The sequence below is a fragment of the Streptomyces sp. MB09-02B genome, from assembly GCF_033794485.1.
Taxonomy (GTDB): domain Bacteria; phylum Actinomycetota; class Actinomycetes; order Streptomycetales; family Streptomycetaceae; genus Streptomyces.
In genome coordinates this window covers 1-4869 of the sequence record NZ_JARGEE010000568.1, presented here as the reverse complement: position 1 = coordinate 4869, position 4869 = coordinate 1, and the positions used below count along the sequence as shown (strand labels likewise).

The window sequence follows — 4869 nt, the reverse complement described above, 5'->3', positions numbered from 1 at the left end:
CCCCCGTACGGCCCGCCGCCCACCCTCGTGCGGCGGTTGCGGGAGGACGAATGGCCGCCGCTCGGGGAGTTCCTCAAGGGACTCCGGGTGCACGGCTGCATCTGGGCGCTGGCCGCGATGTGCGCCTGGCCGATGGTGGTCGGTCTGCTGGTGGGCTACCCACTCGCCCGCTCGGCCCGCCGCCCCGCCCGGCGGATCTTCCCCTCCCGCTCCCGCCACCGTCCCCTGGAGGACGACGTGACCCGGGTGCAGCGCAGGCGCGCCTGGACGGCCACCGTCATGTCGCTGCTGATCCTGGCGGTGTACGGCAGGCCCGAGGACGTCGACCAGGCACAGCAGCAGTTCATGATGCGGCTGACCATCAGCCCCTGGCTGCTGCTCCTGAGCGCGCCCGTCGTCGTCGCGGCCCTGTTCCGCTGGTCGTCGCCGGGCGCGCGCCGCGCCATGCGCGCACCGCTGCGCACCGCCGGGAAGTCCGCCCTGTGGTACGTCGGCGCCTTCACGGCGGTCCCGCTCCTCGGCGGGGCGATCTACTACTCCCGCGTCCACCTGGCACCGGACAGGAACCTGTGGGTGCCCCTCGCCCTCCTCGTCCCGCTGCTCTGGGTGCTGCTCTTCATCGTGTTCGCCACCGGTCCCGCCGTCCGCAGTGCGTTCAACACCGTCGATGTGCACCCCGCGCTCCCCGCACTGCTCACCGGCGCCCTGGTGTGGGAGTTCTCCGCCATCAACCTGGCCGTCGGCGGACTGCCGCCGGGCCCGCCCCTGGTCCAGCTCGCCGCCCTCGTCGGCGGCCCGGCCTCGGTGACGGCCGTCGCGTGCTGGGAGATACGCCGGCTGCGCACCCGCCACGGCGTGCGACTGCGCGCCTGACGGACGGCCCCCGGCGCGGCCCGGGTCAAGCCGTACGCGGCACCACGCGCTGCCCCACCGACCCGTACACCCACGCCGACGCCTCGTCGATGAAGTCCCCGGGGAAGCCCAGCCGGAAGTCGGTGGTTTCCTCCAGCCGGGCCAGGACCTCCTCCGGGAGGACCAGTCGGGCGGCTCCCAGGTTGTCCATCAGCTGTTCGACCCGGCGGGCGCCCAGGACGGGGTGCACGGCGGGGGAGTGGGCCATGGTCCAGGCGATGGCCACCTGGGCCGGGGTGGCGCCGAGTTCGTCCGCGGCACTCTGCACGGCCTCCGCCACCGCACGCTCGCGCACGCCGATCGCCTCGGCCGACAGCCGGGTCGCGGTGCCCGGCGTCACCCCTCCCGGGCGGGTGTACTTGCCGGACAGCACGCCGTTCTGCAACGGGCTCCACGCCGCGACCGACATCCCGAACGCCTCCGCCATCGGCAGCAGCTCCCGCTCGATGTCCCGGTTGAGCAGGCTGTACGGCACCTGCAGCGCCGACAGCGGCGACCAACCCCGCCATTCGGCCAGGGTGTTGGCGCGTGCCACCACCCACGCCGGGGCGTCCGAGATGCCGACGTACAGCACCTTCCCGGACCGCACGGCGTCGTCCAGGGCGCGCATCGTCTCCTCGACCGGGGTGTTGCGGTCCCAGATGTGCACCCAGTAGAGGTCGATGTAGTCCGTCCCCAGGCGCCGCAGACTCGTCTCCAGGGACAGCGCGAGGTTCTTGCGGTGGTTGCCGGCGGCGTTGGGGTCGGCGCCGTCCCGGGACACGGTGTACTTGGTGGACAGCACGAACCGGTCGCGCCGCCCCTTGAGCAGCTCACCGACGATCCGCTCGCTCTCCCCGCCCCGGTAGTTGACCGCCGTGTCGATCACATTGCCGCCGGCCTCCGCGTACACGTCGAGGATCCGCGCGCACTCCTCCGGGGGAGCCCCCACCCCGCCCTGCTCCCCGAACGTCATGGCGCCCAGGAACAGCTCGGAGACGCGCAGCCCCGACCGGCCCAGGAGTCGGTAACGCACCCAAAACCTCCGTCAGTTGAATGCCGTACCGGCCGACACTAACGGGTCGGACCGCGGCGACGCGGTGGTCCGGGCGAAGCGCCCTACGGTAGTGCTCCATGACCGACATCCGAACGGTGGGCCGATGACCGCGATCCGACTGCTCCTCGTCGACGACGACCCCCTCGTGCGTACCGGCCTCTCCCTCATGCTGGGCGGCGCCGACGACATCGAGATCGTCGGCGAGGGCGCCGACGGCGACGAGGTGGAGGCCCTCGTCGACCGCACACACCCCGACGTCGTCCTCATGGACATCCGGATGCCGACCGTCGACGGTCTCGCCGCCACCGAGCTCCTCCGTGGCCGCCCGGACGCGCCCGAGGTCGTCGTCCTCACCACCTTCCACGCCGACGACCAGGTCCTGCGCGCCCTGCGGGCCGGCGCGGCCGGCTTCGTCCTCAAGGACACCGCGCCCACCGAGATCGTCGAGGCGGTACGGCGGGTGGCGGCCGGTGACCCCGTGCTCTCGCCCGCCGTCACCCGCCGGCTCATGGCGCACGCCGCGGGGAGTGCCCCCGACACCCGGCGCACCACCGCCCGTTCCCGGGTCGCCGCCCTCAACGACCGGGAGCGCGAGGTCGCCGTGGCCGTCGGCCGTGGCGCCTCCAACGCCGAGATCGCCGCCGAACTCTTCATGAGCGTCGCCACGGTCAAGACCCATGTCTCCCGCGTCCTCGCCAAGCTCGGCCTCAACAACCGTGTGCAGATCGCCCTGTTGACCTACGACGCGGGCCTGCTGGAGGACGACGGGCACTATGAGTGAGACCACGGGCGCTCCTGGGACGGCGGGCATGCCTGAGACGACGGGCGCTACCCCCGGACGTCCGTCCGGTGGGGCTTCTCGCGCAGTTCCCGCGCCCCTGGAAAAGCGGGGCCGCGCCCCTGCTCTTCCAGGGGCGCGGCGGCCTGATCCTTAGCCGAACACGGACGCCTACTCCCGACCCCCCGGGATCTCGCCCAGGTTGACCGGCCGGTGCTCCCGCCGGGACAGCTCGCACGCCTCCGCCACCCGCAGGGCCTGCAGTGCCTCACGGCCGTCGCACGGGTTCGCCCGCTCCCCGCGCACCACCTCCACGAACGCGGCGATCTCGGCCTCGTACGCGGCGGCGAACCGTTCCAGGAAGCCGGTCCACGGCTTGTCCGCGGGCGGCGGCCCGCTCGGCTCCGTGGACGCCACCGGCGTACGGTCGTCCAGCCCGACCACCACCGTGTCCAGCTCCCCGGCCAGCTCCAGCCGCACGTCGTACCCGGCGCCGTTCACCCGCGCAGCCGTGGCCGTCACGAGCGTGCCGTCCTCCAGGGTGAGCAGCGCCGCCGCCGTGTCGAGATCGTGCGCCTCCCGGAACATCGGGTGCCCGGCGTCCGACCCGGTGGCGTACACGGAGGCGACCTCGCGCCCGGTGACCCACCGCACGATGTCGAAGTCGTGGATCAAGGTGTCCCGGTAGATGCCGCCCGAGATCGGCAGATAGCCCGCCGGCGGCGGCGTCTGATCGGCCGTCAGCGCCCGTACGGTGTGCAGCCGCCCGAGCCGGCCCGCGCGCACCGCCTCCCGCGCCGTGACGTAGCCCGAGTCGAAGCGCCGCTGGAAACCCATCTGCAGCACCGTCCCGGCCGCGTCGACCTCGGTCAGCGCGCTTAAGGTGCCCGGCAGGTCGACGGCGACGGGTTTCTCACAGAAGACGGGCAGCCCCGAGCGTGCTGCCCGACCGATCAGTTCGCCGTGGGCCGACGTCGCGGCCGTTATCACCACGGCGTCCACGCCCCAGGTGAAGATCTCGTCCACGCCCGGCGCCACCGTCTCGCCGAGGCGATCCGCGAGGTCATGGGCCCGAGCCGGGTCTACGTCGGTGATGATCAGAGAGCCGACATCGCGGTGGCGGCTGAGGGTGGTCGCGTGGAACGTCCCGATGCGACCCGCCCCGATGAGTCCGATGCGCATGGGAAACAAAGTGGGGTCGTACCTGCCGCCGTGTCAATGGTTTGTCCGGACAACCGAACCACGCGGCTTCCCGTCGCCCGGGACCGCGGTTACGCTCGGCCCGTGCCGAAACCAGAAGTGGATCCGACCGTGTCGCTCCAGCTCAGCGTCGACCGCAGCAGCCCGGTCCCGCTCTACTTCCAGCTGTCCCAGCAGCTGGAGGCCGCGATCGAGCACGGCGAGCTGACGCCGGGCAGTCTGCTCGGCAACGAGATCGAGCTGGCCGCCCGCCTGGGCCTGTCCCGCCCGACCGTCCGCCAGGCCATCCAGTCCCTGGTCGACAAGGGACTGCTCGTACGCCGCCGCGGTGTGGGCACCCAGGTCGTGCACAGCCAGGTCAAACGCCCCCTGGAGCTCAGCAGCCTCTACGACGATCTGGAGGCCGCGGGCCAGCGCCCGGCCACCCGTGTCCTGGTCAACACCACCGTCGCCGCCTCCGCCGAGGTCGCCGCCGCCCTGGCCGTCGTGGAGGGCAGCGAAGTCCACCGCATCGAGCGACTCCGTCTGGCCCACGGCGAACCCATGGCCTACCTCTGCAACTACCTCCCCACCGATCTGCTCGACCTCGACTCCCCGCAGCTCGAAGCGACCGGTCTCTACCGCCTCATGCGGACCGCCGGCATCACCCTCCACAGCGCCCGCCAGACCATCGGCGCGAGAGCGGCCACACCGGAGGAGGCCGACCGCCTCGGCGAGCCGGAGAGCGCGCCCCTCCTCACCATGCAGCGCACCACCTTCGACGACACGGGCCGAGCGGTCGAATACGGGACCCACGTCTACCGGGCCTCGCGCTACTCGTTCGACTTCCAATTGCTGGTGAGGACGTAGGAGCCGTGAAAGCACGGGGCGCAGCCCCTGCTTTCACAGCTCCTACGTCCTCACCAGCAATTGGAAGTCGAACGAGTAGCGCGAGGCCCGGTAG

The 4869-nt window shown here is 72.2% G+C and carries 5 protein-coding genes; 3 read left to right on the top strand and 2 right to left on the bottom strand.

Translation table 11 applies throughout. The features are described from left to right. Positions 1–873, top strand: an 873-nt coding sequence (locus P1P70_RS40785; RefSeq protein WP_319246959.1) for a hypothetical protein, incomplete at its 5' end; no start/stop codon positions are given. Between the two features lie 25 nt (positions 874–898). On the opposite strand, the gene P1P70_RS40780 is transcribed toward P1P70_RS40785, so the two are convergent. Continuing rightward, a complete protein-coding gene (locus P1P70_RS40780; protein ID WP_319246957.1) occupies positions 899–1927 on the bottom strand; it encodes an aldo/keto reductase in 1029 nt (342 codons plus the stop codon). 124 nt (positions 1928–2051) lie between these two features. Between P1P70_RS40780 and P1P70_RS40775 the strand changes: the two genes are divergently transcribed. Then, positions 2052–2729 (top strand): response regulator transcription factor, encoded by a 678-nt coding sequence (locus P1P70_RS40775; RefSeq protein ID WP_319246956.1) that lies wholly within the window; start codon positions 2052–2054, stop codon positions 2727–2729. 168 nt (positions 2730–2897) lie between these two features. On the opposite strand, the gene P1P70_RS40770 is transcribed toward P1P70_RS40775, so the two are convergent. After that, the gene (locus P1P70_RS40770) at positions 2898–3908 is read right to left on the bottom strand and encodes a Gfo/Idh/MocA family oxidoreductase (protein ID WP_319246954.1); all 1011 of its coding nucleotides are present in this window, start codon (positions 3906–3908) and stop codon (positions 2898–2900) included. 129 nt (positions 3909–4037) lie between these two features. On the opposite strand from P1P70_RS40770, the gene P1P70_RS40765 reads away from it, so the two are divergent. Beyond that, positions 4038–4775: a GntR family transcriptional regulator gene (locus P1P70_RS40765; RefSeq protein ID WP_319246961.1), complete on the top strand. Its 738-nt coding sequence runs from the start codon at positions 4038–4040 to the stop codon at positions 4773–4775. Positions 4776–4869: the final 94 nt, after the last annotated feature.